This is a genomic window from Acidovorax sp. LjRoot66 (assembly GCF_964253305.1).
GTDB lineage: Bacteria > Pseudomonadota > Gammaproteobacteria > Burkholderiales > Burkholderiaceae_C > Acidovorax.
Window position 1 is genome coordinate 5955615 of sequence record NZ_CAXUQU020000001.1, and the last position, 24970, is coordinate 5980584.

22 protein-coding genes are annotated in these 24970 nt (G+C 68.5%); 9 read left to right on the forward strand and 13 right to left on the reverse strand.

Annotation, left to right across the window (positions count from 1 at the left end):
- Positions 1-16: 16 nt before the first annotated feature.
- The 7 genes from fdhD to apbC all read right to left on the reverse strand — a co-directional run bounded on the left by fdhD (position 17) and on the right by apbC (position 9264).
- Positions 17-913, reverse strand: a complete 897-nt coding sequence (gene fdhD, locus ACSQ3Y_RS27830; RefSeq protein ID WP_436179517.1) for a formate dehydrogenase accessory sulfurtransferase FdhD — start codon at positions 911-913, stop codon at positions 17-19.
- Positions 910-1206 carry a hypothetical protein gene (locus ACSQ3Y_RS27835; RefSeq protein WP_305742051.1) on the reverse strand — a complete coding sequence of 99 codons (297 nt, stop codon included), beginning with the start codon at positions 1204-1206 and terminating at the stop codon, positions 910-912. The genes fdhD and ACSQ3Y_RS27835 overlap by 4 nt, the downstream gene beginning before the upstream one ends.
- Before the next feature lie 28 nt (positions 1207-1234).
- Positions 1235-3571, reverse strand: a complete 2337-nt coding sequence (locus ACSQ3Y_RS27840) for an FdhF/YdeP family oxidoreductase (RefSeq protein WP_436179518.1) — start codon at positions 3569-3571, stop codon at positions 1235-1237.
- Between the two features lie 72 nt (positions 3572-3643).
- Positions 3644-5173, reverse strand: a complete 1530-nt coding sequence (locus ACSQ3Y_RS27845) for a methyl-accepting chemotaxis protein (protein WP_436179519.1) — start codon at positions 5171-5173, stop codon at positions 3644-3646.
- A gap of 12 nt (positions 5174-5185) precedes the next feature.
- Positions 5186-6862, reverse strand: coding sequence for an OFA family MFS transporter (locus ACSQ3Y_RS27850; protein WP_436179520.1), 1677 nt, complete (start codon positions 6860-6862; stop codon positions 5186-5188).
- 244 nt (positions 6863-7106) lie between these two features.
- Positions 7107-8051, reverse strand: coding sequence for a LysR family transcriptional regulator (locus ACSQ3Y_RS27855; protein ID WP_436179521.1), 945 nt, complete (start codon positions 8049-8051; stop codon positions 7107-7109).
- Positions 8052-8172: 121 nt separating this feature from the next.
- Positions 8173-9264 carry an iron-sulfur cluster carrier protein ApbC gene (gene apbC, locus ACSQ3Y_RS27860; RefSeq protein WP_057201899.1) on the reverse strand — a complete coding sequence of 364 codons (1092 nt, stop codon included), beginning with the start codon at positions 9262-9264 and terminating at the stop codon, positions 8173-8175.
- Between the two features lie 117 nt (positions 9265-9381).
- Here apbC and ACSQ3Y_RS27865 point away from each other — a divergent pair, with 117 nt between their 5' ends.
- Positions 9382-9957: a restriction endonuclease gene (locus tag ACSQ3Y_RS27865; RefSeq protein ID WP_436179522.1), complete on the forward strand. Its 576-nt coding sequence runs from the start codon at positions 9382-9384 to the stop codon at positions 9955-9957.
- 89 nt (positions 9958-10046) lie between these two features.
- Positions 10047-11297, forward strand: a complete 1251-nt coding sequence (locus tag ACSQ3Y_RS27870; protein ID WP_436179523.1) for a patatin-like phospholipase family protein — start codon at positions 10047-10049, stop codon at positions 11295-11297.
- Positions 11298-11309: 12 nt separating this feature from the next.
- Here the strand turns inward: ACSQ3Y_RS27870 and ACSQ3Y_RS27875 are convergent, their stop codons facing one another.
- Positions 11310-12455, reverse strand: a complete 1146-nt coding sequence (locus ACSQ3Y_RS27875) for an SMP-30/gluconolactonase/LRE family protein (protein WP_436179524.1) — start codon at positions 12453-12455, stop codon at positions 11310-11312.
- A gap of 109 nt (positions 12456-12564) precedes the next feature.
- Here ACSQ3Y_RS27875 and metG point away from each other — a divergent pair, with 109 nt between their 5' ends.
- Positions 12565-14694 carry a methionine--tRNA ligase gene (metG, locus tag ACSQ3Y_RS27880; RefSeq protein WP_436179525.1) on the forward strand — a complete coding sequence of 710 codons (2130 nt, stop codon included), beginning with the start codon at positions 12565-12567 and terminating at the stop codon, positions 14692-14694.
- 3 nt (positions 14695-14697) lie between these two features.
- On the opposite strand, the gene ACSQ3Y_RS27885 is transcribed toward metG, so the two are convergent.
- Genes ACSQ3Y_RS27885 through ACSQ3Y_RS27895 form a run of 3 tightly spaced genes read right to left on the reverse strand, consistent with a single transcriptional unit; the run spans position 14698 to position 17474 of the window.
- Entirely contained in the window at positions 14698-15336 is a 639-nt protein-coding gene (locus tag ACSQ3Y_RS27885) for a DUF2306 domain-containing protein (protein WP_162262273.1), read from the reverse strand.
- A gap of 60 nt (positions 15337-15396) precedes the next feature.
- A complete protein-coding gene (locus ACSQ3Y_RS27890; protein WP_436179526.1) occupies positions 15397-16818 on the reverse strand; it encodes a sensor histidine kinase in 1422 nt (473 codons plus the stop codon).
- Positions 16815-17474: a response regulator gene (locus tag ACSQ3Y_RS27895; RefSeq protein ID WP_436179527.1), complete on the reverse strand. Its 660-nt coding sequence runs from the start codon at positions 17472-17474 to the stop codon at positions 16815-16817. The genes ACSQ3Y_RS27890 and ACSQ3Y_RS27895 overlap by 4 nt, the downstream gene beginning before the upstream one ends.
- A gap of 232 nt (positions 17475-17706) precedes the next feature.
- Here ACSQ3Y_RS27895 and ACSQ3Y_RS27900 point away from each other — a divergent pair, with 232 nt between their 5' ends.
- Positions 17707-18483, forward strand: coding sequence for a MipA/OmpV family protein (locus ACSQ3Y_RS27900; protein ID WP_436179528.1), 777 nt, complete (start codon positions 17707-17709; stop codon positions 18481-18483).
- A 3-nt stretch (positions 18484-18486) separates the two neighbouring features.
- Here ACSQ3Y_RS27900 and ACSQ3Y_RS27905 read toward each other — a convergent pair whose 3' ends face one another.
- Entirely contained in the window at positions 18487-19125 is a 639-nt protein-coding gene (locus ACSQ3Y_RS27905) for a YitT family protein (RefSeq protein WP_436179529.1), read from the reverse strand.
- Between the two features lie 191 nt (positions 19126-19316).
- Between ACSQ3Y_RS27905 and ACSQ3Y_RS27910 the strand changes: the two genes are divergently transcribed.
- Complete coding sequence (locus tag ACSQ3Y_RS27910) at positions 19317-20978, forward strand: SulP family inorganic anion transporter (protein WP_436179530.1); 1662 nt, start codon at positions 19317-19319, stop codon at positions 20976-20978.
- 6 nt (positions 20979-20984) lie between these two features.
- On the opposite strand, the gene ACSQ3Y_RS27915 is transcribed toward ACSQ3Y_RS27910, so the two are convergent.
- Positions 20985-21497 carry an outer membrane protein assembly factor BamE gene (locus ACSQ3Y_RS27915; protein ID WP_436179531.1) on the reverse strand — a complete coding sequence of 171 codons (513 nt, stop codon included), beginning with the start codon at positions 21495-21497 and terminating at the stop codon, positions 20985-20987.
- 42 nt (positions 21498-21539) lie between these two features.
- Here ACSQ3Y_RS27915 and ACSQ3Y_RS27920 point away from each other — a divergent pair, with 42 nt between their 5' ends.
- The 4 genes from ACSQ3Y_RS27920 (at position 21540) to queE (ending at position 24968) form a co-directional block, all read left to right on the forward strand.
- Positions 21540-21746: a DUF3460 family protein gene (locus ACSQ3Y_RS27920; RefSeq protein WP_007861239.1), complete on the forward strand. Its 207-nt coding sequence runs from the start codon at positions 21540-21542 to the stop codon at positions 21744-21746.
- A 75-nt stretch (positions 21747-21821) separates the two neighbouring features.
- A complete protein-coding gene (locus ACSQ3Y_RS27925; RefSeq protein ID WP_436179532.1) occupies positions 21822-22664 on the forward strand; it encodes a segregation and condensation protein A in 843 nt (280 codons plus the stop codon).
- Positions 22665-22733: 69 nt separating this feature from the next.
- The gene (gene nadB, locus ACSQ3Y_RS27930; protein WP_436179533.1) at positions 22734-24323 is read left to right on the forward strand and encodes an L-aspartate oxidase; all 1590 of its coding nucleotides are present in this window, start codon (positions 22734-22736) and stop codon (positions 24321-24323) included.
- Positions 24324-24329: 6 nt separating this feature from the next.
- On the forward strand, positions 24330-24968 hold the full coding sequence (queE, locus tag ACSQ3Y_RS27935; RefSeq protein WP_436179534.1) for a 7-carboxy-7-deazaguanine synthase: 639 nt from the start codon (positions 24330-24332) through the stop codon (positions 24966-24968).
- The last annotated feature ends 2 nt before the right edge of the window (positions 24969-24970 follow it).

A 24970-nucleotide genomic window follows, 5' to 3' on the forward strand; every position in this document is an offset into this window, starting at 1 on the left:
GCAGGGGTCAGGGTTTTTACCCCGCTTGCGCGCCCGGCGCGTACAGCACCGCGCGCGGCGCGCGGCACAGGCCCCACAGCCGCAGCCCGGCCAGCTCGGCCACCTGCACGCCGGTGGCGGTGGGTGCGGATATGGTGGCCAGTGCCGACAGGCCCACGCGGGCGCACTTGCGCACCAGCTCGTGGCTGCCCCGGCTGCTGAGCACGACAAAGCCGGGCTCGGCCAGGCGCGCGTTGCGCGACAGCCAGCCGATGAGCTTGTCCAGCGCGTTGTGCCGGCCCACGTCTTCGCAGACCTGGGCCAGGCGCCCGTCCAGCGTGGCCCAGCCGGCGGCATGCAACGACCCCGACTGCGCGTTGTGCGGCTGCAGTGCCTTGAGGTCGGCAAAGGCGCGCAGCACGGTGGGCAGGTCCACCCGCTCCAACCAGTCGCGCGCCGGCAGGCACTCAGGGGCCAGATCCAGCGCCGCAAAGCTTTCCACCCCGCACACACCGCAGCCCGTGCGGCCGGCCATGCTGCGGCGCCGGTTCTTGAGGCGCTCGAAGCTGCGCGCCGAAATCTCCAGGTGCACCTCGACCCCCGGCACGCCGGGTGGCAGGTGCGCCGCGCCGGCATCGGCCAGCTGCAGCGTGGTGCCCCGGCAGTCCTGCGCATGGTCGAGGATGCCCTCGCTCAGCGCGAAACCGATCGCAAAATCGCCAAGGCTTTCCGGCGTGGCCATCATCACCGCATGCGAGACACCGTTGAACACCAGGGCCACCGGGATCTCCGCCGCCAGGGTGTCGAAGCGCAGGGCCCCGCCCTGCGGCACACCCGCCTCGCCAAACACCCGCACGGAGCGCTGGGCCAGTGCCGACAGGTCCGCCACGGCGCCCCCATCGCCATCGAGCGGCGTGGACACCTGCGCGCTCATGGCGCCGCCCCCGCCGCAGGCAGCTCCCGGGCGACGGCCCGGCCGGCGTCGGTCAGGTGGGCCACCCAGCGCTCACCCACCTGGTCCACGCGCACCCAGCCGGGGCCGCGCTGGCCGCCCACCGAGGCATCGCTCATCAGCGTGAGCTCGCGCAGGAGCACGCTCACGCCCTGGCCCAGGCGCTTGCCCAGGCGCGGCAGCGACACGCCGGGCGCACCGGCCGGCGTGTCCGGGGACTCTTCGGCCAGCGCACGCAGGATGGCGCCCGCCAGCGTCTCTTGCACGGCCGTCATGGCATGGGCTTTCTGCGGTCCACCGCGCTCATGGGGCCTCGGCCTGCGCCGGCACGGCAGACGCCGCAAGGGCGGCCCCGCCCGGCACGTGCGGCTCCAGCAGCACAGGGATGGACTTGGAGGTCGGCGTGCCCGCCGTGTCGGCCACGGCAGACAGCGGCACCAGCGGATTCGTCTCGGGGTAGTAGGCCGCGAGGTTGCCGCGCGGGATGTCGTAGGCCACCAGCTTGAAGCGGTCGGCCCGGCGCTCCTGGCCGTCGCTCCACACGGTCTGGATGTCGACCCAGTCGCCGTCCTGCATGCCCAAAGCGCGGATGTCCTTCTCGTTGATGAAGACCACCCGGCGCTGGCCGTAGACGCCGCGGTAGCGGTCATCCATGCCGTAGATGGTGGTGTTGTACTGGTCGTGCGAGCGCGTGGTGAGCAGGGTGAAGACGATCGAATCCTTGAACCGCTCGCGCGCCTTGTGCGAAGGCGTGTCCTGCGGCACCAGGGGCGCATGGAAGCTGGCCTTGCCCGAGGCCGTGGCCCAGACGCGCTCACTGGCCGTGTTGCGCAGGCGAAAGCCACCGGGCACGGCCACGCGCTGGTTGAAGTCCTTGAAATCGGGGAAGACCTTTTCGATCTGGTCGCGGATGCGCGCATAGTCCTCGACCAGCCAGGCCCAGGGCACGCTGCTGCGCGCGCCCAGCGTGGCGGCAGCGAGCCGCGCCACGATGGCCGGCTCGGACAGCAGGTGCTCGGACGCAGGCGGGTTGATGCCCACCGAGATGTGCACCATGCTCATCGAGTCCTCCACCGTCACGCCCTGCGGGCCGTTGGCCTGCACGTCGATCTCGGTGCGGCCCAGGCAGGGCAGGATCAGCGCCTCCTTGCCATGCACGATGTGGCTGCGGTTGAGCTTGGTGGTCACGTGCACCGTGAGGTCGCAGCGCTGCAGCGCCTTCCAGGTCTCGTAGGTGTCGGGGGTGGCGGCAGCAAAGTTGCCGCCCAGGGCGAAGAACACCTTGCCCTTGCCGTCCAGCATGTGGCGGATGGCCTCCACCGTGTCCACGCCGTGCTCGCGCGGCGGCTCGAAGCCGAACACGTCGCGCAGCCTGTCCAGCAGGGCCACCGGGGGCTTTTCCCAGATGCCCATGGTGCGGTCGCCCTGCACGTTGCTGTGGCCGCGCACCGGGCAGGGGCCGGCACCCTCGCGGCCGATGTTGCCGCGCAGCATGAGCCAGCTCACAATGGCCTGGATGGTGTCCACCGCGTGCTTGTGCTGCGTGATGCCCATGCCCCAGCAGGCGATCACGTTCTTGGCGCCAATGTAGATGTCGCCTGCAGAGCGCATCTGCTCCTCGGTCAGGCCCGACTCCTGCTCCAGCAGCGCCCAGGATTCCGCGCGCAGATTCTCCACCAGCACCTCGAAGCCCGTGGTGTGCTCGGCGATGAAGGCCTTGTCGAGCACGCCGCCACGCGCGTCCTCCTGCTCCAGCACATGCTTCATCATGCCCTTGACGGCCGGCAGGTCGCCGCCCACGCGCAGCTGGAAGTAGTGCGTGCTGATGGGGGTGGAGCCGAAGGTGGCCATCTCCAGCTTGTCCTGCGGGTCGGCAAAGCGCTCCAGCCCGCGCTCGCGCAGGGGGTTGAAGCTCACGATGCGCGCGCCGCGCTTGTGCGCCTCGCGCAGCTCGCCGAGCATGCGCGGGTGGTTGGTGCCGGGGTTCTGGCCGAAGATGAAGATCGCGTCCGCGCACTCGAAGTCGTGCAGGGTCACCGTGCCCTTGCCCACGCCGATCTGCGGGCGCATGCCGCTGCCGCTGGGCTCGTGGCACATGTTGGAGCAATCGGGGAAGTTGTTCGTACCGTACTGCCGCACGAACAGCTGGTACAGGAAGGCCGCTTCGTTGCTGGCCCGGCCCGAGGTGTAGAAGATGGCCTGGTTGGGGTCGGGCAGCGCGTTCAGGTGGCGCGCGATCAGCGCAAAGGCGTCGTCCCACGAAATGGGGCGGTACTGGTCGCTGGGCGCATGGTAGGCCATGGGCTGCGTGAGCCGGCCCTGGTCTTCGAGCCAGAAATCGCTCTGCTCGGCCAGCTCGGCCACCGTGTACTGGGCAAACAGGCCCGGGCCCGCGCGCCGGGCCGTGGCCTCGGCGGCCACGGCCTTGACGCCGTTTTCGCAGAACTCGAAGGTAGAGGCATGGTTGCGGTCCGGCCAGGCACAGCCCGGGCAATCAAAGCCGTCGGGCTGGTTGGCCGACAGCAGCGTCCTGGCGCCCTTGATCGGGATGTCCTGGCGCAGCAGCGCATTCTTGACGCTGTTGAGCGCCCCCCAGCCGCCTGCGGGGCCTGTGTAGAACTCGATCTTTTCCTGTTTCATCATGGTCTCCTGGACTGAGGTTGCCGGCCGCACCGCTGCGCCTGCGGCGTCCCCGGCACCCCCTGCTGTCGTCTATGTGGGGGTCTTGAACGTGGCGGCCGCATCGGCCAGCGTGGCCGCCTGCTCGCGCATGCGCATGGCGGCAGCGGCGGCTTCTTCCACCAGGGCGGCGTTCTGCTGCGTCATCTGCTCGATGCGCCCCACGCTGTGGTGGATGTCTTCGATGCCATGGCTTTGCTGCCCGCTGGCGGTGGCAATGCCCTCGATGAGCCGGGTCACCTCACCGATGGATTGTGCAATGCCCTGCATGGATGTGCGAGCGGCCTGCACCAAGCCCCCACCGGCATCCACACGATCCACCGAGGTGGAGATGAGCCCCCGGATCTCGCGCGCAGCGCCCGCCGAGCGCGTGGCCAGGCCCCGCACCTCCGAGGCCACCACCGCAAAGCCCCGGCCCTGCTCGCCCGCACGGGCGGCTTCCACTGCCGCATTGAGCGCCAGGATGTTGGTCTGAAAGGCAATCGAGTCGATGATGCCGATGATGTCGCGGATGCGGTGGGCACCGTCGCGGATTTCGGCCATGGTGGTGACCACGCGCTCCACCGCCGCACCGCTCTCGCCGCTGGCCTGGGCAACGGCGCCCATCAGCCCATTGACACGGCGCGCATGCTCGGCGTTCTGCGCCACGGTGGCGGTCAATTGCTCCAGGGCGGATGCGGTGGTGTTCACCTCGCCGGCCTGCTGCTCGGTGCGGGTGGCCAGGTCATTGTTGCCGTCGGCGATCTCGCGGGTGGACAGGCGCAGCCCTTCGGCCCCGCGCCGCACGTTGCCCACCAGGCCGGCCAGGCCCACGCCGATGCCGTTGATGGCCTGCAGCATCTGCCCCACCTCGTCGCGCTGCGCGACATGCATCTGCGTGGTGAGATCGCCCGCCGCGAGCCGCTGCGCGGCACTGCGGCCCTGTGCCACCGGCGTGGAGATGGTGCGTTGCACCAGGCCATGGACCAGCGCTGCCAGCAGCAACGGCTGGCACACCCCGAAGGCGAGCCAGGCGGTCGGCAGCGCAGGCAGCGCCAGCCAGGCCAGCGTCCACAGCAGGTATTGTCCGCCCAGCACCCACAGCGCCAGGCGCCCGGCCATCCCGAGGGAGGGGATCTCGCTCACGTCGAGCCCCACGTAGAGCACGCCCACCACCTCGCAGGTGGCGTTGCGCACCGGGTCGTAGCGGGTCATGTTCTGGCGCCCGAAGACAGTGGCGTAGCCGGCGTAGGGCTGGCCCGCCAGCAGTTGGCGGTAGGCAGGGTGCGAGCGGTCGAGCAGCGTGCCCACGGCACGCTCGCCATCCTGCTTGCGCACCGACGTGGCGATGCGCACGAAATCCTCACCCTGGCGGGCGAAGACGGTAGCGCGCACCCCCGTCTGGGCCGTGAAGCGGTCCGCCACCGCGAAATCGCCATTGAGCGCCCGGCCACTGCACAGCAGCGCGGGCGCCTGCCCGGCAGCCGCCGGTGCGGCCAGACTGAACACTCCGTTGTGCTCGGCCGCAAAGCGCCCGGCCGCAGCATTGATCCGACGCTTGAGTGAGCCAGGCAGCACCAGCATGCAGTCGCCTGCCTACTGGAAGAACTTGGCGGCGCTCACCAGGGTCTTGTAGATGCCCCAGAGGAGAGGAATGCCCACCGCCGCCCAGGCGAAGGCCACCACCGCCGGGCTGGTCGTGCCGCCGCCACCGGTACCGCCGCCCACTTCGGCCGCCACGCTCTTTTCGTGCGCCAGCTTCTTCTCGTGCGCCAGTTCCGTGTCGCTCATGAACCACTTGTCGGCCAGGGGGCGCACCATCAGGTTGGCAATGAGCCCGATGACCAGCATGCCCACCAGGATGTACATGGTCTGGTTGTACACCTGCTCGCGCGGCAGGCCCAGGCCCAGTTGGTATTCGCGCATGTAGTTCACGACCACGGGGCCCAGGATGCCGGCCGTGGCCCAGGCGGTGAGCAGGCGGCCATGGATGGCGCCCACGAACTGGGTGCCAAACAGGTCGGCCAGGTAGGCCGGCACCGTGGCGAAGCCACCGCCGTACATCGACAGGATGACGCAGAACGCGCCCACGAACAGCAGCTTGCTGCCGGCGCCGGCTGAGCTGGGAATGCTGGCGTACATCAAGCCGCCGAGCACGAAGAAGATCACATAGGTCATCTTGCGGCCGAACTTGTCGGACAGGCTGGCCCAGAAGAAGCGGCCACCGATGTTGAACAGCGACAGCAGCGCCGTAAAGCCGCCCGCCACGGCCGCGATGGCTGCCAGCTGGGTCTTGTCAAGCTCGCCGAACTTCTGTTGCACACCGATCAGCCCACCGCCGAAGACTTCCTGCAGCATGGGCGAGGCCATGCCGATCACGCCGATGCCGGCGCTCACGTTCATGCACAGCACGACCCAGATCAGCCAGAACTGGGGAATGCCCCAGACACGCTTCACGTGCACGTGGCGCTGGGTGATCATGGCATTGGCCGAGGGGGGTGGAGGCGTCCAGCCGGCAGGCTTCCAGCCCGTGGGGGGCACGCGATAGCCCAGGGCACCGGCCATCATGAACACGAAGTACACCAGCGCCATCACCACGAAAGTCTGCATCACGCCCACGTCGGTGGGGCTGGAGAAGTTCTTCATCAGGTCCACGGCCAGGGGCGAGCCGATCATCGCGCCGCCGCCAAAGCCCATGATGGCCATGCCGGTGGCCATGCCGCGCCGGTCAGGGAACCACTTGATCAGCGTGGACACCGGCGAGATGTAGCCGAGCCCGAGCCCGATGCCACCAATGACGCCCGAGCCCAGGATCATGAGCCAGAACTGGTGCAGGTGGATGCCGAGTGCCGACAGCAGCATGCCGCCGCACCAGCACACGGCCGAGACCACGCCAGCCTTGCGCGGGCCCGAGCGCTCCAGCCAGCCACCCCAGATGGCGGCCGAACAGCCCAGGAAGACGAAGAACAGGGTGTACATCCACCCGAGCGTGGCCACACGCCAGTCGCATCCACTGGCGAACAGTTCAGCAAAGAAGCCCATGTCCTTGGGGCAGGCCGCACCGGTACCGGCCGTGGCCAGGGCCTTGGACAGCGGCAGCCAGAACACCGAGAAGCCATAGGCCATGCCGATGCACAGGTGGATCGCAAGGGCCGCCGGGGGCACCAGCCACCGGTTGAAGCCAGGCCCCGCAATGATGCGTTCCTTGTCCAGGAACCCAGGGGATGCGGAAGACCCAGGCATGGGTGCAGTCGCCGCCGATGAAGCAGTCATATGTTCTCTCTCCCTTGTTGGTGCGTACGCGCTGTGTTCTTGACGCCGGTCAAGACGCCCAGCGCAGTGTCCGAAGAGGAGCGCCATAGCGTCAAATTGAATCAGCACATGTAGCTATTCAACTCATGAATGAAGAACAGCACACAAATCAGCATCCAATGGGCGGGGAGCGTCCCGCTCCCGCACCGCACAGCGAGACGGGGGACGGTGAAGGTGCCCAGCGCCCCCAGGGGATGGCCTGGCTTCAGTCGCGCAGCTCGCCGCAGTACTCGGTGACGTGGTCGCGCCACTGCGGCAGGTCCAGCAGCACCAGCGCTGCCTCCAGCGCCCGCGAGACGCGCGGGCCGCGCTGGGTCATGAAACCGATGGGCGTGCGCACCTCGGGCGCCACCAGGGGCAGCGCCTCCAGGCTGCGCTCGCTGCGCGCGGCAGCCACCATGGCACTAGGCAAGACGCTGCATACCTCGCCCGAGAGCACGGAGAGCACCAGGGTCAGCACCGAGTTGGTCTCGATGGCCGGCGGCGTGGGCACGCCGGCCTCGCGCAGCGCCTCGTCGATGATGAAGCGGTTGTGCATGTCGGTGGTGAGCAGGCACAGGGGCAGCTGGCCGGCATCGCGCCAGCGCATGGGCTCGCCGATGCGCATGCGGTCGGGTGCGGGGGTGCTGGCGCGGCGCAGCAGGTAGTAGTGCTCGTTGCACTGCTGCCAGGAGCGCAGCTTGCCCTCCTTGGCCTGCATGCGTTCGCTGTAGCCCACGGCCAGGTCCAGCGACAGGTCTTCGAGCCCCTGCTCCAGCTCGCGCGAACTCATGGACAGCACCACCGGCAGGATGCCCGGGTGCTGGGCCTGCAGCAGCGCCGCAAAGCGCGAGAGCATGGGGATGGCCGTGGGCGTGGCCGCCATGCGCAGCCTGCCGCGGGGTGCGGCCTCGGTGCTGCGCAGCTCCTGGCGCAGCACCTCGTTGTCGCGCAGCATGCGCTGCGCCGTGGCCAGCACCGCTTCGCCTTCGTGCGTGAGGCCCGCATAGGTGCGCGCACGTTGCACGATGACCACACCGAACTCGTCCTCCAGGGCCCGCAGGGCATTGGACAGGGCGGGCTGCGTGATGTGGCAGGCCTGCGCGGCCCGCCCGAAGTGGCGGTGCTCGTCGAGCGACACCAGGTAGCGCATGGCAGCCAGCAGGTTCATCGGATCAAGCGCCCTTCTCTATAGGAGTGGGCCCGAAGATAACCGACGCCTGCACCCCGGCACACAGGCGCCTGAATCCTTCCCGCCCAAAAGGCCATTCAGGCAGCGGCCACGGCAAGCGTCAGGTGTCCTTGCTGACCGAGATGCTGGGGAACTTGGACGAAAAGTCCTTGGACTGCTGGGCGATCTTCACGGCCACGGTGCGTGCCACCTGCTTGTAGATCTGCGCCACGTCGCCGTCGGGGTCGGCCACCACAGTGGGCTTGCCACTGTCGGCCTGCAGGCGGATCTGCATGTCCAGCGGCAGGGCGCCCAGGTAGTCCATGCCATAGTCGGCCGCCATCTTCTTGCCGCCATCGGCCCCGAAGATATGCTCCACATGGCCGCAGTTGGTGCACACGTGCACGGCCATGTTCTCGACGATGCCCAGGATGGGCACGCCCACCTTCTCGAACATCTTGATGCCCTTCTTGGCGTCGAGCAGGGCGATGTCCTGCGGCGTGGTGACGATCACGGCACCCGTCATGGGCACGCGCTGGGACAGCGTGAGCTGGATGTCGCCGGTGCCGGGCGGCATGTCGATGATGAGGTAGTCGAGGTCCTTCCAGTTGGTCTGGCGCAGCAGCTGCTCCAGCGCCTGGGTGGCCATGGGGCCGCGCCAGATCATGGCCTCGTCCTGGTCGACCAGGAAGCCGATGGACATGACCTGCACGCCGTAGTTCTCCAGCGGCTCCATGGTCTTGCCGTCTTCGCTCTCGGGGCGGCGGCTGATACCCAGCATCATGGGCTGGCTCGGGCCGTAGATGTCGGCGTCGAGCACACCGACGCTGGCGCCCTCGGCGGCCAGGGCCAGGGCCAGGTTGGCGGCGGTGGTGCTCTTGCCCACCCCGCCCTTGCCCGATGCCACGGCAATGATGTTCTTCACCTGGGGCAGCAGTTGCACGCCGCGCTGCACGGCGTGGGCCACCACCTTGGTGGTGATGTTCACGGACACGTTGTCCACCCCGGCCACGCCCTTGGCTGCCGCCACGAGGCTGCGGCGCAGCTCGGGCACCAGGCTCTTGGCCGGGTAGCCCAGCTCCACGTCGAACGCCACGTCGCCGCCGTTGATCTGCACATTGCGCAGCGCCCGCGTGCTGACGTAGTCCTTGCCCGTGTGCGGGTCTTGTACGCTGGAAAGTGCGGCCAGAAGGCCTTGTTCGGTGACTGCCATGCAATTAACTCCTGTGGGACGGGTAGTCTATCCAACGGACCCCGCCCTGCGTAAGTGCGGGACAATGCGCGTCGCCCACCCGCTTCCCTCCCGTTACAGACTCCCGAAAGACGCCCCGTGAAATTCAAGATGGCCGAGAAATCCCTGTTCGCCGTGCTGCTGCGCTCGCCCTGGTGGGTCAGCTTCCTGGTGGTGGGAGTGATCGCACTGGCGGCCGGCGCGCTGCTGCCGCGCGAGTACGCCTATGTCGGCGCCGTGGGCACGCTGCCGATCTTCGTGGTGGGCTGCATTGCGGCCTGGCGCCAGCTCAGGGCCCCGAGCCCCGCCAAGGTCGAGGAAATGCTGGGCGCCATCAACAGCATGCCCTGGCGCACCTTCTGCGATGCGCTGGAGGCCGCCTGGGTGCGCGATGGCTGCACGGTGGAAAAGCCCCGGTCCGGCCCCGTGGACCTGCGCGTGGCCAAGGGCGGCCAGGCCACCCTGGTCAGCGCCAAACGCTGGAAGGCCGCGACCCATGGCGTCGAGCCGATGCGCGAACTGCAGGCCGCCATGCAGGCGCAAGGGGCCTCGGCAGGGATCTATGTGATGACCCAGGGACAGCTCTCCGACAACGCCCGCCTGTTTGCGCGCGACAACGGCATCACCGTGCTGCAGGGCCCGGGCGTCGCCGCCCTCCTTCTCGCAAAGGCCTGATCTGGCCGCCCGCCATGCGGGTTTCCCCAAGTGGCGGCCTGCGGGCAACGCAGCACACTGGGCCCTGACGCCACACACCCCGTCCACCGATGCAATCACCCGACAGCCCCGCCGCGCCCGCCCCCCTTGCCACGGGCCTTCTGCTGACGGGCGGCGGCGCCCGGGCGGCCTACCAGGTGGGGGTGCTCGAAGCCATTGCCGATCTGCGCCTGGCCTGCGGCGCGGGTGACGAGCCCAACCCCTTTCCCATCATCACCGGCACCTCGGCCGGGGCCATCAATGCGGCGGCGCTGGCCTGCGGGGCCGACAACTTCGACCGGGCCGTGCGCCGCATAGCCCGCGTATGGCGCGACTTCCATGCGCAGCAGGTGTACCGGGCCGACTCGCTGAGCGTGCTGCGCAGCGGCGCGCGCTGGCTCTCGCTGCTGTCGCTGGGCTGGGCCCTGGCGCGCTGGCGGCGCATGCGCCCGCGCTCGCTGCTGGACAACGCGCCGCTCGAGAAGCTGCTGGTCAAGATGGTGCCGCTGGTGCGCCTGCCGCGCCTTTTGAAAAAGGGCCACCTCAAGGCCCTGGCCGTCACGGCGTCGAGCTACAGCTCGGGCGAGCACGTGACCTTCTTCGAGACCGATGCCCCGCTGCAGCCCTGGGTGCGCTCGCAGCGCAAGGCAGCACGCGACCGCATCACGCACGAGCACCTGCTGGCCTCCTCGGCCATCCCCTTCGTGTTCCCGGCCAAGGCCATCAGCATCGGCGACCACATGGAGTTCTTCGGCGACGGCTCCATGCGCCAGTCGGCCCCGATCGCGCCGGCCATCCACCTGGGGGCCGAACGCATCCTGGTGGTGGGCGCGGGCCGCATGCACGAGCCCAAGGGCGACGCCACGGCCAACCCCACGCCGACCTACCCCTCGCTGGCGCAGATCGCCGGACACGCGCTGTCCAACATCTTCCTCGACGCGCTCTCGGTGGACGTGGAGCGCGTGCAGCGCGTGAACCAGACGCTCTCGCTGATCCCGCCCGAGGTGCGCGCCAAGAGCGCCTTGCGCCCCATCGAGCTGCTGGTGATCGCCCCCTCACAGCGGCTGGACGCCGTGGCCGCCCGCCACGTGGGCAACCTGCCCACGCCCGTGCGCGCCATGCTCGGCGCCCTGGGCGTCACCTCCAACATGGCCGACGTGCGCGGCGCGGCCCTGGCCAGCTACCTGCTGTTCGAGTCGGGCTATACACGCGAGCTGATGGCCCTGGGGCGCGAGGACACCCTGGCCATGCGTGCCGAGGTGTGCAAGTTCTTTGGCTGGACCGACACTGGTGCCGAGGTGCAAACGCTCATGCACAGCTGAGGATGCGGCCGGCTACGGCGCCTTGAGAATGCCCTTGGGCAGCCAGCCCAGGCCGTGCGCGTGCAGGCTCTGCACATACAGCCGGTCCGCCGTCTCGGTGATGGCGGTGGTCTCGGGGTAGGCGCCCGCCGGGTCCTGCAGGTCGGCCACGACCTTTCCCTCGTCGTTGAACGCGACCACATGGCCGTAGGGTTTCGGAATCGGCCACAACGCGCGCGGCAGGCGCAGCGTGAGGCGGCGCAGCCAGGGCTTGCCGGCCATGTTGTCGATGGCGGCGCCGCGCGGCTTGGCAAAGCCCAGCCAGATCCGGCCGTCCTGCCCGCGCATCAGGTTGTCGGGGTAGCCGGGCAGGTTGTCGAGCAGCACCCGGGCCTGCGCCTGCGCACCCGCCGGGAGCTGGCCGATGTCCAGGTCGTTCGCGTCCACGGCGATCTTCCACACCCGGTACTTGCCGGTCTCGTTGACGAACAGGCTCTTCTCGTCCTGGCTCAGCGCCACGCCGTTGGCAAAGCTGATGCCCCGGGCCACCACCCGCGTGGCGCGCGTGGCGGGGTTGTATTCGAGCACGCGGCCGGTGCTGGCCTGCTCCAGGATGTCGAGCACGCTGGCTTCGAAGGTGCCGCCCCAGTCCCTGGGCGCAAAGCGGGTGGAGGCGTCGCTCAGGTACATCTTGCCGCTTTGGGCCACCACCACGCCATCGGCGTAGCGGATGGGGTCGCCCGGGGCCACCTGGTCGGTGAGCAGGCGGATCGTGCCATTGGGGGCGATGGACAGCAGGCCCTTGACCGCATCGGCCGCGACCAGGTTGCCTGCCGCGTCGAAATCGAAGCCCAGCACGCGCCCACCGGTGTTGGCGAAGACCTGCTGGTCCGTCCCATCCGGGTTCATGCGCAGAATATTGCCGCTGAGCACCGTGGTGTAGAGCTTGCCGTCCTTGCCCAGCGCAATGTGCTCGGGGCCGACCTCGCCTTTCAGGTCAATCATCCGCAGCCCAGCCAGGCGCTGGTTGGGCGCATGCACGCCCTGGTAGCCGGGCGCGGCCGGCGCGCTCCAGGCCACGGGTGCTATCGGCACCGGCCACCAGACCAGGTAGGCGGCCCCCGCCAGCACGGCGCCTCCCAGACCCCACCCCAGTCTGCCTGGCCACGTTTTTGCCATGGTGTCCCCCTGTTGTTCTTGAGGCGGGCATTGTGGCATCTGCCCCTGCCGTGCCAACGGGGGTTCCGAGCGCCTAAAATCGCGGGTTCCGCCTGAGAAAGTCCGTCCCATGCCGTCCTCCGCACGCAAACTCTTCGTCACCACCGCCCTGCCCTACGCCAATGGCAATTTCCACATCGGCCACATCATGGAATACATCCAGGCCGACATCTGGGTGCGGTTCCAGCGCATGCAGGGCAACGCGGTCAACTTCGTCGGTGCCGACGACACGCACGGCGCACCCATCATGATCGCGGCCGAGAAGGCCGGCAAGACGCCCCAGCAGTTCGTGGCCGACATCGCCGCCGGCCGCAAGCAGTACCTGGACGGTTTCCACATCAGCTTTGACAACTGGCACAGCACCGACGGCCCGGAAAACCACGAGCTGGCGCGCCAGATCTACCGCGACCTGCGCGACCGTGCCGACGGCTCGCTGATCGAGACCCGCACCATCGAGCAGTTCTTCGACCCCGAGAAGAACATGTTCCTGCCCGACCGCTTCATCAAGGGCGAGTGCCCCAAGTGCCACGCCAAGGACCAGTACGGCGACAACTGCGAGGTCTGCGGCTCGGTCTACGCGCCCACCGACCTGATCAACCCGTTCTCGGCCCTGTCGGGCGTGAAGCCCGAGCTCAAGAGCTCGGAACACTTCTTCTTCAAGCTCTCGGACCCGCGCTGCGTGAAGTTCCTCGAAAACTGGACCCAGGACGGCAAACTGCAGCCCGAGGTGGCCAACAAGATCAAGGAATGGTTCACCGTGCGCACCAACCCGGACGGCACGACCAGCGAGGGCCTGGGCGACTGGGACATCTCGCGCGACGCGCCCTACTTCGGCATCGAGATCCCCGACGCGCCGGGCAAGTACTTCTACGTCTGGCTCGACGCGCCCGTGGGCTACCTGGCCTCGCTCAAGAACCTGCTGGAAAAGCGTGGCGAGGGCTACGACGCCTACATGGCCGACCCGGCCCTGGAGCAGTACCACTTCATCGGCAAGGACATCGTCACCTTCCACACGCTGTTCTGGCCCGCGATGCTGCACTTCAGCGGCCGCAAGACGCCCGACAACGTGTTCGTACACGGCTTCCTCACGGTGAACAACGGCGAGAAGATGAGCAAGAGCCGCGGCACGGGCCTGGACCCGCTCAAGTACCTGGGCCTGGGCATGAACCCCGAGTGGCTGCGCTACTACCTGGCGGCCAAGCTGTCCAACCGCAACGAAGACATCGACTTCAACGCCGACGACTTCATGGCGCGCGTGAACAGCGACCTGATCGGCAAGTTCGTCAATATCGCCAGCCGTGCAGCGGGCTTCATTACCAAAAAATTTGAAGGCAAACTTGTTGCGATGTTTCTGGAAGGAAACACGCGACCTCAAGCCCCTGAAGATGAGCTGGATTACCTGATCACTACTGTGATGAACGCAGCCCCCTCAATCAAGGAGGCTTATGAAAACCGTGAGTTCAGCAGAGTAGCCCGTGAAATCATGGCCCTCACGGACGCAGTCAATCAGTACGCCGATGAAAAGAAGCCTTGGGTACTGGCAAAAAATGAGTCTGACTCTGGTCAACTGCAGATTGTCTGCAGCGTTTTGATCAACTGCTTTAGGCTGTTAACTATTTACTTGAAGCCTGTTCTGCCGAACGTAGCCGCACGGGTGGAGGAAATGCTCGGATTGGAGGCAACGCCACTGTCCTGGGAAGATGCTAAAACTTGCCTCCCCCAAGACCATGTAATCAAGCCCTACCAGCACCTGATGCAGCGCGTGGCGCCCGAACAGCTCGACGCGCTGTTCGAAGCCCCGGCGCAGCCTGTAGAGGCAGCGCCCGAAGTGGCAGCCCCGGGCGGCGAGGAACTGGCGCCGACCATCACCATCGACGACTTCACCAAGATCGACCTGCGCATCGCGCTGATCGTGAACTGCGAGCCCGTCGAAGGCTCGACCAAGCTGCTGCGCCTGACGCTGGACGTGGGCGAAGGCCGCACGCGCAACGTGTTCAGCGGCATCGCCAGCGCCTACCAGCCGGCCGACCTGATCGGCAAGCAGACGGTGATGGTGGCCAACCTGGCCCCGCGCAAGATGAAGTTCGGCGTCTCCGAGGGCATGGTGCTCGCCGCCAGCCATGGCGACGAGAAGGCCAACCCCGGCATCTACGTGCTCAACCCCTGGCCCGGCGCCACGCCGGGCATGCGGGTGCGCTGACCTTCAGAACTGCAGCGCCTGCGGGCGCTGCGGCTGGCCTCCTTGCCGCAGGTACCACTCGGCCACGAGCATGTTGGGCACCCAGCACAGCCAGGCGATGAAAGGGTAGGACAGCGCTTCGTCGATGTCGGCTGCCATGCTGGCGCCCAGGTAGATGCGCAGCGTGATGGCGGCCGCCGTGAGCGCAAAGCTGCGCAGCATCCAGCGCCGGTGCTCGGCGAAGCGCCGCTGCAGCGCGCGTGCCAGGCCCATGCCGGTCGCCACGATCCACGCCAGGCCCAGCGCGAAGAAGCCGGCGGCGGCCACCGCGCCCGTCATGGCGTTCACGGCCAGCGGCAGCGACGACAGCCAGGCGACAGCGACCGACAGCACATAGGCGCGCCCTACCCAGCGGTGCAGGGCCGGAAACCGCGCACGCCAGGCCGGAACGAACTGCAGCGGCCCGAGCACCAGCGCCAGCGAGGCGCTGACCGCATGCACGACGAAGGGCCGAGGCGACAGTGCGAGGCTGGGCAGGTCCGACGGCAAGGGCATGCCGGGCAGCGCATAGCGCAGCGAAAAGAGGCCGATGGCCAGCGCTGAGAGCGCCAGCAGGCCCCAGGACCAGGCCAGGGCGGGGGAGGAAAAGAGGCGTGTTTTCATCGCAGATACCTTGAGAGAATGGGAATCCATCCACTCTAGAAAGCGCGACTCAGGCGGGAATTAGCCCTGGCTTACCGCTGAATGAGCAAGCAGGTGCACCCGCGCCACCAGGCCCACCGCACCATCGTCGCGCGCCAGCAGTTCCACCCGCAGCCCCTGGCGCAGCGCCGCGGCCCGGGTGATGGCCAGGCCCAGGCCGCTGCCGTCGGCGGCGGCACCGGGCACGCGAAAGAAGCGGTCGAACACCCGCTCCAGCAGCTCGGGAGCAATGCCGGGCCCGGTGTCGATGATGTCCACCACCGGGCCGCTGGCCAGCGGGTGCAGGCGCACCTCGACGCTGCCGCCCTCGGGGGTGTAGCGCAGCGCGTTGTCCAGCAGATTGTCGAACACGCTGCGCAGGTCGCTGGCCACGGCGTCGACATGCACGGCACAGGCACCGCTGAAACCCACCTCGATGCGCCGCTGGTCCGCCAGCGGCATGAGTTGGCCCACGCTCTCGCGCAGCAGGCCCGTGATGTCCAGCGGCTGCGCAGCCAGCCCCGTGGACGCCGGTGCCTCCTGGCGCGAGAGCCGCAGCAACTGGCCGATCAGGTGCCGGCCCCGGCGCATGCCGGCATCGAGCTGGGCAAACTGCTGCTGCGCCTCGCCCAGGGGCAGCAGGGGCTGCAGGTTCTCCATCTGCAGCGCCATGGCGGCCATGGGGGTGCGCAGCTCGTGCGCGGCGTCCTGCACGAAGCGGCGCTGGGCGGCAAAGGCCTCGTCCAGGCGCGCGAGCAGGGCATTGAACGAGCCAACCAGCGGCACGATTTCCTCGGGCACGCGGCCCATGGGGATGGCGCCCAGGCTGCGGTCGTTGCGCTGCGCTACCTCGTCGGCCACTGTGCGCAGCGAGCGCGACGCGCGCCCCACCACCCGCCACAGCGTGAACAGCAGCGCGGGCACCAGCAGGGCCAGGGGCACGACGGCGTACAGGGTGCGCACGGCCACTTCTTCCTGCAGGAACTGCTCGCTCTGCAGCACCTGCACGCGGTGCTGGTGCGGCCCGGCCGTGGGGGTGGTGTAGGCGCGCCACCCCGGCGCCCAGGCATCTCTGGTGTGCAGGCGCTGGTGGCCGGGCGCTGCCTGCAGGGGCACGCCGATGTCTGGGCCGGAGGTGGCGAGCAGGCGCCCGTCGGCGGACCAGACCTGCACGACGAAGGCCCCCCATTCCACGATGTTGGTGCGGCTGAGCATCGGCAGCGGCTCGACCACAGCCTCTGCCTGGCCTGCCCGCACCGGCCCGCCGGCCAGGTGCGAGCGCGCCAGTATCTCCATCTGGTACTGCATGAAGGTATGGATCAGCGCGCTGTAGCTGGCCCAGAAGGCCCCGCCTGCCACCACGGCGCCCGCCAGGATCCAGGGCGCCAGCCACAGCACGATCTGCCCGCGCAGCGACCGGGGGCGGTACCAGCGCGCGCCCGCCTCGGGCACAGCGCCCGTCATGGCGCCGCCACCCGCCAGCCCAGGCCGCGCACGTTGCGGATCGCATCGGGCCCGAGCTTGCGGCGCATGCCGTGGATCAGCACGTCCACGGCGTTGCTGCTGACCTCCTCGCCCCAGCCGTAGATGCGGTTTTCGAGCTGCTCGCGCGAGAGGATGGCGCCGGGCCGCTCCAGCAGCGCGTGCAGCAGCGCGAATTCGCGGGCCGTGAGGGCACCGCGCACGCCGTCCTGCAGCACCTCGCGCGTGGCCAGGTCCAATTGCACTGCCCCGTTGCCCAGCACGGACTGGGCGGCCCCACTGCGCCGGCGCACCACGGCGCGCATGCGCGCCAGCAGCTCGGTCATCTCGAAGGGCTTGAGCAGGTAGTCGTCGGCCCCGGTATCGAGCCCGAGCACCCGGTCTTCGACCCCGTCGCGCGCCGTGAGCACCACCACCGGCGTGAGGTCGCCGCGCGCCCGCGCGCGGCGCAGCACCTCGGTGCCGTCCAGCCCGGGCAGGCCCAGGTCCAGCAGCACACAGCTGTAATCACCGTCGGCCAGGGCACTGTGGGCCAGTTCGCCATTGCGCACCCAGTCCACTGACCAGCCCGCGCCCTTGAGGGCGTGCGTGAGGCCGCGCCCGATCATGTCGTCGTCTTCCACCAGCAATGCGCGCAACGGGGTTCTCCTTCGAAACAGGGGGCCAAGCACAGCGTAGTGCGCAATTCTTAGCCGGGCATGAGCAGCGCCTGCCCTTGCTGCCAGACCATGGGCGCACAGGGCTAACAGCGGGCTAAGAAAGCCTTCCTACAGTCCACAGGACCGCCGCTCTAAGCTACCACCGCGGCGGTCCCCTGTCCACGCAGGTCCGCCCTGCCCCGAATCCCTATCTTCTTGTGGAATTGAGACCATGACGCTTCGCCTCCCGCACTCCCTCCTCCGCCCCCTGGCGGCACTGGCCACCACGCTGCCCCTGCTGGCGCCCGCCAGCATCCAGGCCCAGGAGGCAGGCGCCGCCTCCTCCTGGGGCCTGGGCCTGGCCGTGGCCGCCGACCGCAAGCCCTACCGCGACTTCGACGACAAGCTGCAGCCGCTGCCCCTGCTCACCTACGAAAACCGCTGGATCCAGATTGCCGGCCCGGGCGTGGACCTCAAGCTGCCCTCGCTGGGCCCGGTGGGCCTGCGGCTGCGCTCGCGCTTCGGCTTCGATGGCTACGAGGCCGAGGATTCGACCTGGCTCGCCGGTATGCGCGAGCGCAAGAGCAGCCTGTGGCTGGGCGCGGCAGCGACCTGGGACACCGGGCTGGTGCAGTTGTCGGCCGAGCTGCTGGCCGATGCCTCGGGCCACAGCAAGGGCCGCCAGTTCACGCTCAAGGCCGAGCGCCGCTTCCAGCTGGGCGCCTGGGACGTCACGCCGCGCGTGCAGGTGCAGCAGCAGGACCGCAAATATGTGGACTACTACTATGGCGTCGAGGGTACCGAGGCCCGACTGGGCCGCCCGGCCTATGAGGGCAGCTCGGCCGTGAACCTGCAGGCCGGCGTGCGCGTGGGCTACACCCTGGCGCCGCGGCAATGGGTGTTCGTGGACCTGAGCAGCACGCGCCTGGGCAGCGCCATCAGGAACAGCCCATTGGTCGACAAATCCAGCCAGCCGGCGGTGGTGGCGGGCTACCTGTACCGGTTCTGATCGTCAGTGCCCGACGTAGCGGCCTGGCCGGTGGCTGATCCACAGAAAGCCGCTCATCACCAGCACCGCCAGCACCGAGTAGGCCACCCGGTCGACGGGCACGATGAACAGTGCCAGCAGCACCACGGCGCAGTCGATGCCCATCTGCACCTTGCCGGCGCGGATGCCATAGCGGTCCTGCATGTACAGCGACAGCACGGTGGCACCGCCCAGGCTGGAGCGGTGCCGCGCCAGGAACAGGCAGCCCGTACCCAGCAGCAGGCCACCGAGCAGCGAGGCGAACAGCGGGTTGAGGTAGTCCACATGCATCACATGGGGGAAGAGTTCGGTCAGCCCCGACAGCAGCGCCACCGAGACAAAGGTCTTGAGGGTGAACTCGCGCCCCATGCGCGTCCAGGCGAACCAGTAGAACGGCAGGTTCACCAGAAAGAACAGCTTGCCGAACGACACGCCCGTGACGTAGTGCGCCAGGAAGGCGATGCCCGCCGTGCCACCCACCAGCAGCCCCGCCTGGTTGAACAGCATGAGCGCCATGGCCACGAACAGCGTGCCGGCGAAGATGGCCTGGGCGTCCTCGTAGGTGCCATGGCGCAGCGACGGGGAGGTGTCGGTTTCGGAGGTCGGGGCGGGGGTGTCAGGCATGGTCGGTTCGTCAGGATACAGCGGCAATCCACTGTGGGCATGCATTTGCACAAGCAAGCACTGCGCCAGAAGGGCGGCGCAAGCTCCGGCACGGGACATGCTTGCATTCTCGGGGCACCCGCCACCCGTTCGGGCCGGCGACCCGGTGGTTGCACTCACCGGCCTGGGGAATACACTGGAACCCACATCCCATGCAGCTGTCCTTCGCCTTCCACCCGCGGCTGATCGATGCCCTGAGCGGCTACAACCGCAGCCGCTGCCTGGCCGACGTGGGTGCGGGCATCACCGTGGGCATCGTGGCCCTGCCCCTGGCCATGGCCTTTGCGATCGCCAGCGGCCTGCCACCCGGCGCGGGCCTGTGGACGGCCATCATCGCCGGCTTCCTGATCTCGGCCCTGGGCGGCACCAATGCCCAGATCGGCGGGCCGGCAGGGGCCTTCATCGTCATCGTCTACGGCATCGTCGAGCGCTATGGCGTGGCCAACCTGCTCATCTCCACCGCCTGCGCCGGCGTGCTGCTGGTGCTGCTGGGCCTGTTCCGGCTGGGCACGCTGGTGCGCTTCGTGCCGGTGAGCATCGTCATCGGCTTCACCAACGGCATCGCCGTGCTGATCGCGCTGTCGCAGGTCAAGGACTGGCTGGGCCTGTCCATCGCGCGCATGCCGGGCGACCTCTTCTCGCAGGTGGGCACGGTGGCGCAGCACATCGGCAGCTTCAACCCCCATGCCTTCGGCCTGGGCGCCGTGTGCCTAGTGGGGCTGTTCGTCTGGCCGCGCCTGTTCATGAGCGGCTCGCCGGTGATCAAACTCATGGACGGCTACCGGGTGCGCAGCTTTGCACGGGTGCCCGCGCCGGTGGTGGCCCTGGTCACGCTGAGCCTGCTGGCCTGGGGCCTGGAATTCCCGGTGGAGACCATAGGCTCGCGCTTTGGCGGCATTCCGCAGGGCCTGCCGGCCTTCGCGCTGCCCGACTTCTCGTGGGAGACGGTGCGCCTCTTGGTCACGCCCACGCTCACCATCGCCCTGCTGGGCGCCATCGAATCGCTGCTGTGCGCCCGGGTGGCCGACCAGCTGGCCACCGACCCCCACCACCGCAAGCACGACCCCAACCAGGAACTCATGGCCCAGGGCCTGGCCAACCTGGTCGTGCCCTTCTTCGGCGGCATGCCGGCCACGGGCACCATTGCGCGCACGGTGACCAACATCCGCTCGGGCGCCACCTCGCCCATCGCAGGCATCGTGCATGCGGCCACGCTGGCGGTCATCGTGCTCGCGGCGGCCCCTCTGGCGCTGCACATCCCGCTGGCGGTGCTGGCGGGCATCCTGCTGTTCGTGGCCTGGAACATGGGCGAGTGGCACGAGTTCGTGCGCCTGCGCCACTTCAGCAACCACTACCGGCTGCTGATGCTGGGCACCTTCTTCCTCACCGTGGTGTTCGACCTCACGGTGGCGGTGGAGGTGGGCCTGTTCATGGCCTGCGCGCTGTTCGTGCGGCGCATGAGCGGGCTGTTCCGGGCCGAGCTGCAGCCGCCTGCCACGGCAACGCCGGCGCGGGCCACCCAGACCTGGCGCCTGCACGGCGCCCTGTTCTTCGGCGCGGCCGCCAAGGTCGACCCCATCGTGCAGGCGGTGGAGGCCGGCCCCGCCGGCATGGACGTGGTGCTGGACGCCAGCGAACTCGTGGCGCTCGATACCACCGGCCTCGATGCGCTCGGCCAGGTGCTCAAGGCGGTGGCGCAGCGCGGCGGCCACCTGCAGATCGTGCACCTGCACGAGCAGCCGCGCTCGCTGATGGAACGCTCGGGCTTTGCCGACCGGCTCGCCGCGCAGGGCGCTGCCGGCGTCAGCGTCTGATCCCCTTCATTTGCCGCCCTTGAACTCCGGGGCATCCAGATCGGGCCCGGTCTCGGTGCGCAGCACCTGGGCACCCGGCCCCTGGACCACGGTGAACACCTGCGGCTCGTTGCGCGCGTTGGCAAAGCGCCACTGCACATGGGTTTCACCCTTGAGCGGGTAGGGCACCACCTTGGCCGCCTTGCCCAGCAGGCGGCGCACGGCATCCATGCCCATGCCGGGCTGGACCTTGGCGAAGTTCTCGGGCGTGAGCACCTGGCGCACGGCGACCAGCTTGCCGTCTGGCCCGATGGCGATCATGTAGTTGACCTGGCCGGCGGGCTGGCGGTTGTACTCGAAGGTGCGGGTGCCGTCGGCCTCGTTCCAGGTGTTTTCGGGCACGCCGAAGCGGTCACGCACGTCCGCCTCGGTGGACACGCCGGGCTGCAGTTCGCTGATGCGCTGGGGGTCGCAGCCAGCGGCGGCGAGCAGCGCCAGGGTGGTGATGGCGGCTGCCGCGGCACGAAAAAATGAGGGCATGGGGTCATCCCGGTAAAATCAAGGAAAAGAGGTTACCAGTCCATGTCCATTTTCCGCCGCCCCGATTACCAATCCGACACCACGCAGTTCATCAACCAGCTCAAGGCGAGCCGGCCCGAGCTGGACGCCCAGCAGGTGGCAGGCCGCGCCCTGCTGTGGGACAAGCAGGTGGACCGCAAGATCTGGGGCGAGTACCGCGAAGGCCAGGTCGAGCAAAAGCCCTACGTCTACCAGACCAACGCAGACTGAGCGAGTTATCGGCATGAAAATGGCATCCAGCGCTTTCCTGAAAAGCGTTTGAAGCTCTCTATTTCATAGCACTTGATGAGCAGCGTGAGCGAAGCCAACGCGGCCCGCCAGGATCAGGGCATGCCCGACGTGGTGGACCAGGTCGCCTTGGCGCGCCTGTATGGCGAGCCCTTGTTCGCGCTGCCCACCGACCTGTACATACCGCCGGATGCGCTCGAAGTCTTCCTCGAAGCCTTCGAAGGGCCGCTGGATTTGCTGCTGTACCTGATCAGAAAGCAGAACTTCAACATCCTCGATATCCCCATGGTGGGGGTCACGAAGCAGTACCTGGCGTATGTGGACGAGATCCGCAGCCGCAACCTGGAGCTGGCCGCCGAGTACCTGCTGATGGCGGCGATGCTGATCGAGATCAAGTCGCGCATGCTGCTGCCGCCCAAGAAGCAGGCCGAGGGCGAAGATCCCGTGGACCCCCGGGCCGAGCTGGTGCGCCGCCTGCTCGAATACGAGCAGATGAAGATGGCCGGCATGCGCCTGTCGCAGCTGCCGCAGTACGGACGCGACTTCCTCAAGGCCCAGGTCTACATCGAGCAGAGCCTGCAGCCGCGCTTCCCCGATGTGCACGTGGTGGAGCTGCAGGAGGCCTGGCACGACATCATGAAGCGCGCCAAGCTGGTGCAGCACCACAAGATCACGCGCGAGGAACTCTCGGTGCGCGAGTACATGAGCATGGTGCTCAAGACGCTGCAGGGCCGCCGCTTCGTGGAGTTCGAAGAGCTGTTCGAGCCCGAGCGCGGCAGCACCGTGCTGGTGGTGACCTTCATCGCCCTCTTGGAACTGGCCAAAGAGACGCTGATCGAGATCACCCAGGCCGAGGCGTTTGCGCCCATCTACGTGCGCCTGGCGTACACGCCCGCCTGATCACCGCCGCCTGATTTCTGGCCATGGCGGGCGGCCATGGTCCCACCACCTCTCCATTCCCAGCAAGCCATGGCATCTCACGACTTCGACGTTCTCATCGTAGGCAGCGGCCTCGCCGGGCTTTCGGCGGCCCTGCACCTGGCGCCCACGCACCGGGTGGCGGTAATCACCAAGCGCCAGCTGCACGATGGCGCCAGCGCCTGGGCCCAGGGCGGCATTGCCGCCGTGCTGGCCGACGGGGACAGTTTTGGCGCGCATGTGGAAGACACCCTGGTGGCCGGGGCCGGCCTGTGCGACCTGGCCGCCACCCGCTTCGTGGTGGAGAACGCGCCCGATGCGATTGCCTGGCTGCAGCAGCTGGGCGTGCCCTTTTCGCTGGAAGACGGCGCCTTGCACCTCACGCGCGAGGGCGGCCACAGTGCGCGGCGCATCGTGCATTCCACCGACGCCACCGGTGCGGCCGTGCAGCGCACGCTGATCGACGTGGTGCGCGCCATGCCGGGCATCACGCTGTTCGAGCAGCACACGCTGGTGGACCTGATCACGGCACGCAAGCTGGGTGCCAAGGGGGCCGACCGGTGCCTGGGCCTGTACGCGCTGGACGAAGCCACCGACGAGGTCCTCACCTTCCGCGCACCCCAGACCATCCTGGCCACGGGCGGCGCGGGCAAGGTCTACCTGTACACCACCAACCCCGACACGGCCACGGGCGACGGCATCGCGGCCGCCTGGCGCGCGGGCTGCCGCGTGGCGAACCTGGAGTTCATCCAGTTCCACCCGACCTGCCTGTACCACCCGCACGCCAAGTCGTTTTTGATCACCGAGGCCGTGCGCGGCGAGGGTGGCCTGCTCAAGCTGCCTGCATCGGTCGGCGGCACGCGCTTCATGCCGCAGCACGACGAGCGCGCCGAACTGGCGCCGCGCGACGTGGTGGCCCGCGCCATCGACTACGAGATGAAGAAGCGCGGCCTCGATTGCGTGCACCTCGATATCTCGCACCAGAGCCCGGCGTTTTTGCAGGAGCATTTCCCCAACATCCTCGCGCGCTGTGCAGAACTGGGCATCGACATCACCAAGGAGCCCATCCCCGTGGTGCCGGCCGCCCACTACACCTGCGGCGGCGTGCTCACCGACCTGGCGGGCCGCACCGACCTGCCGGGCCTGTTCGCCATCGGCGAGACGGCCTGCACGGGCCTGCACGGCGCCAACCGGCTGGCCAGCAACTCGCTGGTGGAGTGCATGGTGTTCGCGCGAGCGGCCGCCCAGGCCATCGCCGCAGCACCGGCCGTGGAGTTGCCCGAGCTGCCCCAGTGGGACGACAGCCGCGTGACCGATGCCGACGAATGCGTGGTCATCTCGCACAACTGGGACGAGCTGCGCCGCTTCATGTGGGACTACGTGGGCATCGTGCGCACCAACAAGCGGCTCGAACGCGCGGCCCACCGCATCGCGCTGCTGCAGGGCGAGATCCACGAGTTCTACTCGCACTTCCACGTCACGCGCGACCTGCTGGAGCTGCGCAACCTGGTGCAGGTGGCCGAGCTCATCGTGCGCAGCGCGCAAATGCGCCGCGAGAGCCGGGGCCTGCACTTCAGCCGCGACTACCCCGAGCTGGCCGCCCCGGCCGCGCCCACCATCCTCGTGCCCCCAGTGGCCTGACAAGGTATGACCTACAGCGTCAAGGAAATTTTCTACACCCTGCAGGGCGAAGGCGGGCAGGCAGGCATGCCCGCCGTGTTCTGCCGCTTTGCCGGCTGCAACCTTTGGAGTGGCCGCGAGGCCGACCGCGCCAGCGCCATCTGCCGCTTCTGCGACACCGACTTCGTGGGCACCGACGGCACCCTGGGCGGCAAGTTCACCACGGCCGATGCCCTGGCGGAACGCATTGCGGCCCAGTGGCCGGCCCACGATGCCGATCACCGCCTGGTGGTGCTCACGGGTGGCGAGCCCCTGCTGCAGGTCGATGCGGCCCTGATCGACGCACTGCACGCACGGCAGTTCCGCATTGCCGTGGAGACCAATGGCACGGTGGCCGCACCGCCGGGCATCGACTGGCTGTGCGTGAGCCCCAAGGCTGGCGCGCCCTGGGTGCAGCAGCAGGGCCAGGAGCTCAAGCTCGTCTGGCCCCAGTCGGGGATGGACCTGGCAGCCATCGCCGCCACCGGGCAGTTCGCCCACCGATTTTTGCAGCCCATGGACGGGCCCGACCAGGCCGCCCACATCGCCCTGTGCATCGCCACCTGCATGGAGCAGCCGGCGTGGCGGCTGAGCCTGCAGACCCACAAGATCAGCGGCATCCGATAGCT